Origin of the sequence: Streptomyces sp. NPDC006476, assembly GCF_040612015.1 — a bacterium.
Lineage (GTDB): Bacteria > Actinomycetota > Actinomycetes > Streptomycetales > Streptomycetaceae > Streptomyces > Streptomyces griseorubiginosus_B.
The window spans coordinates 1-3539 of sequence record NZ_JBEXPK010000211.1 but is presented as its reverse complement, the minus strand read 5'-3'; the positions used below and the strand labels follow the sequence as shown (position 1 = coordinate 3539).

The following is a 3539-nucleotide window of genomic DNA, read 5'->3' as shown; positions in this document are numbered from 1 at the left end:
CCCCTCGGCGAGACCGACGGCTTCGCCTTCTGCCGCGCGCTGCCAGAACGGGCCGGGGTCGTCGCCATCCCCAACGCGGTCTTCTACGACCACCGGGAGGCGGGCGCCCCCTTCGTCCGCTTCGCGTTCTGCAAACGCACCGAGGTGCTGGCGGACGCGGCCACCCGACTCAAATCGCTGGCCGCCCCGAGGACCGAACCAACCGAGTGATGGTCGACGTCACCGAGGGGACGGAGCGCTTCCCTGAGCTGGTCAGGGTCGGCGTTGATGCGAGCGGTTGCGCGCCACGAGAGCGCTGTCCTCGCGGCTGAAAGGCGCCCCTTGATCTCTCGCGCCCCTACACCAACAATGCGCATGACAAAACAGTGGGTGGCCGGAAGGTTTCCGGTCGCCTTGTCATAAGAGGGGACCCCCACGTGAGAAAGCCTCTCGTCGCCGCGATCTTCGCTCTGGCCGTCGCCGGGGCGGGCGCGGTGCCCGCGGTCGCGGCGCCCGTCGGCGTCAAGCCCGCGGCCAAGGCGGCCGAGCCGACACTCAAGGCCGTCAGCCTCGCCGGCACCGTGGCGCTCAGCAACTGCTCCGGCTCGCTCGTCCGCTTCCCGAACTCCGTCGACACCGACCCGGCGCTGGTGCTCTCCAACGGCCACTGCAGCAGCCTCATGGACCCGGGGGTGGTCATCACCGACCGGCCGGCCAACCGGCCGTTCAGCCTGCTCGACTCATCAGGCGCCCAGGTCGCCACGCTGAAGGCCGAGAAGCTCGCGTACGGGACGATGACCGACACGGACGTGGCGATCTACCAGCTCACCACCACCTACGCGGCGATCAAGAACTCGTACGGGGTGTCGGCGCTGACCGTGCGGGACACGCACCCGACCGTCGGCACCGCCGTCACCGTGGCGTCCGGCATCTGGAAGAAGCTCTATGACTGCAACGTCGACGGGTTCGTCCACCGGCTCAAGGAGGGCAACTGGACCTGGAAGGACTCGGTCCGCTACACCTCCGCCTGCCAGACCGTCGGCGGCACCTCCGGCTCTCCGGTGATCGACCAGTCCACCGGTGAGGTCGTCGCCGTCCACAACACCGGCAACGAGGACGGCGCCTCCTGCACGGTGGACAACCCCTGCGAGGTGGACCCGAGTGGCAACGTCACCGTTCGCAAGGGCATCAACTACGGCCAGCAGACCTACCAGATCCCGGCCTGCTTCACGACCGGCAACCAGCTGGACCTGAGCGCCGCCGGATGCACCCTGCCGAAGCCGTAGCGCTCCGCCGGTCCGGCACAGGTACGGTCTCAGTTGGGCCCGGGTCGATTCGGAGGCGTCCGTCCAAGTGCTTTTGAAGGAGTCCACCGGCTGACGGCCGCCCCGGTCCCGGGTTCCGGACCGGGGCGACCACGTGACGCGTCCGGCGCAAGGTGACGCTCAGTTCACGTTGACCGCGCTCCAGGCCGCCGCCACCGTGTTGTACTCCGTGCTGCCCGCGCCGTAGAGGTCGCGGGCCGCGTTCAGGGTGGCCGCCCTCGCTCCGGAGTAGTTCGTCGTGGACGTCATGTAGACGGTCAGGGCGCGGTACCAGATCGCGCCGAGCTTGGCGCGGCCGATGCCGGTGACAGTCGAGCCGTTGTACGTCGGGGAGTTGTAGGTGACCCCGTTGATCGTCCTTGCTCCGCTGCCCTCCGCGAGGAGGTAGGCGAAGTGGTTGGCGACGCCGGACGAGTAGTGGACGCTGAGGTTGGCGACCGAACTGCTCCAGTAGTCCGCGGAGTTGCCGTCCCTGCTCGGCTTGTCCATGTAGCGCAGGGCGTCCCGCGGGAAGCCGGAGCGGACGATCTTCTCGCCGATCAGGTAGTCGCCGGTGTCCTGCGGGTTCTCCGCGTAGAACTCGACCAGCGTTCCGAAGATGTCGGACGTCGCCTCGTTCAGGCCGCCGGACTCGCCCGAGTAGAGCAGTCCGGCGGTTTTCGAGGTCACTCCGTGGGACATCTCGTGGGCGGCCACGTCCAACCCGACCATCGGCCCGAAATTGGTGCCGTCACCGTCGCCGTAGGTCATGCAGAAGCAGCTGTCGGCCCAGTAGGCGTTGCTGTAATTGTTGCCGTAGTGGACGCGGTTGTAGGAGCCCTTGCCGTCGTTTCCGATGCCGTTGCGGCCGTGGACGTCCTTGTAGTAGTCCCAGGTCATATCGCTGCCGTACTGGGCGTCGACAGCGACTGTCGAGCGGTCGGCGGCCGTACCCGTGCCCCAGTGGTTGTCGTCGTCCGTGAACAGGGTCACGGGGGCGCGGCTGCTGCAGCCATTGCCCGTGCACATGTCGGTCTTGTCGGCCGCGTCACCGGTGTACGTGTCGCCGCGCGTGGGGTCCTTCAGCTGGTACGTCGATCCCGAGAGGGTCGTCTCCAGCGCGATCGTGCCGCCGTACAGGGACTTGCCGTCGCCGGTGGCCGTCTCCATGGTGTCCCAGGCGTCGATCTGGGCACCGGTGCGGGCATCGGTCAGCACCGTGCGGGCGACCGGGTTGCCGTGGGAGTCCAGTCCGGTGGCGTTCGTGCGCCAGGCCAGTCTCGGGGCACCGTGCAGGGCGTCGACGACGAGCTGGGGCTTGGCCTTCACCTGCTTCAGCGCGTCGCCCGGGTTGGCCGCACGCAGAGCGTTCACGGCGACGTCGGCCGCCTTGGGGGCCGACACCTTCGGGGTGGTGCTCGGCAGCGTGATCGCCGCCCTCGTCGCCCGGTCAATGCTGCGGTATGTGCCGTCGGGGGCCATGTGGACGACGAAGTCGCCGCCAAGCACGGGGAGTTGGTGGTACGTACGGTCGTAGCGAACGTGCTGGACGCCGTCCTTGTCCACGACCACGTCACTCACGGAGGTGTCCTGCGCGGAGGTGAGGCCCAGGGCAGCGGCCCGGTCGGCGAGGACCCTCGCCGCGTTGCCGAGCACGGTGGCACGGGTCGGCCTGTCGGCCGCGTAGGCGGCCGGGGAGAGTAAGCCGGCCAGAAGTGTTGCGGTGGTGGCGATGCCGGCGGTGGCGAGACGGGATCCTCGGACGTGCTGCCGTATCCGACTCATCAGTGTCTTCTGTCTCCTGGAGAAGGCGCCGCGGGGGCGCGTGTGGGGGTGGGCACCGGGGGTGACCGGGGGTGGCACATGAGGGGGCGCTGGGAGCGGCGCTGATCTTGTCCTGGCATTCAAGGGGACACAGGCCTGTCATGTCCACACCCACCACGAGATGGACCGACAGTGGGACCGACTGCTCGCCGGACCGCGTGATGCCGATCGCGTGATGCTCGGCGGGTCCCTGCGATCCACCGATTCCGTCCCCGGCCGTACGTTGCGTTCGGTCGCGCGGCGGAGATGCGCGGATCGGTTGGCCCCGACCGGCGACGGCGGACTCCGGTGAGCCCGGTGCACCACCCACGAATGAGTGCGTGAACGCGGAGTCGGCGGATCACGGCGCCGCCCGCGCTGGTCTCGGCGGTGCGCTCGGCCAAGCAGTTCCTGACGTACGTCTCCTCCGGCCCCTTCCAGTACGCCGTCGCC

2 protein-coding genes and 1 pseudogene are annotated in these 3539 nt (G+C 68.9%); 2 read left to right on the top strand and 1 reads right to left on the bottom strand.

Annotation, left to right across the window (positions count from 1 at the left end):
- Together ABZZ74_RS53000 and ABZZ74_RS52995 are read left to right on the top strand one after the other, a co-directional pair.
- A pseudogene (locus tag ABZZ74_RS53000) lies at window positions 1–210 on the top strand (hypothetical protein); the annotation flags it as partial.
- Between the two features lie 206 nt (window positions 211–416).
- Complete coding sequence (locus ABZZ74_RS52995; RefSeq protein ID WP_356951283.1) at window positions 417–1265, top strand: serine protease; 849 nt, start codon at window positions 417–419, stop codon at window positions 1263–1265.
- 159 nt (window positions 1266–1424) lie between these two features.
- Here the strand turns inward: ABZZ74_RS52995 and ABZZ74_RS52990 are convergent, their stop codons facing one another.
- Window positions 1425–3068 carry a M4 family metallopeptidase gene (locus ABZZ74_RS52990; protein WP_356951282.1) on the bottom strand — a complete coding sequence of 548 codons (1644 nt, stop codon included), beginning with the start codon at window positions 3066–3068 and terminating at the stop codon, window positions 1425–1427.
- Between the last annotated feature and the right edge of the window lie 471 nt (window positions 3069–3539).

What these genes read in the sequence shown, in the direction of transcription:
- ABZZ74_RS52990 (WP_356951282.1), bottom strand. Translation starts at nt 3,068, where the DNA reads ATGAGTCGGATACGGCAGCACGTCCGAGGATCCCGTCTCGCCACCGCC.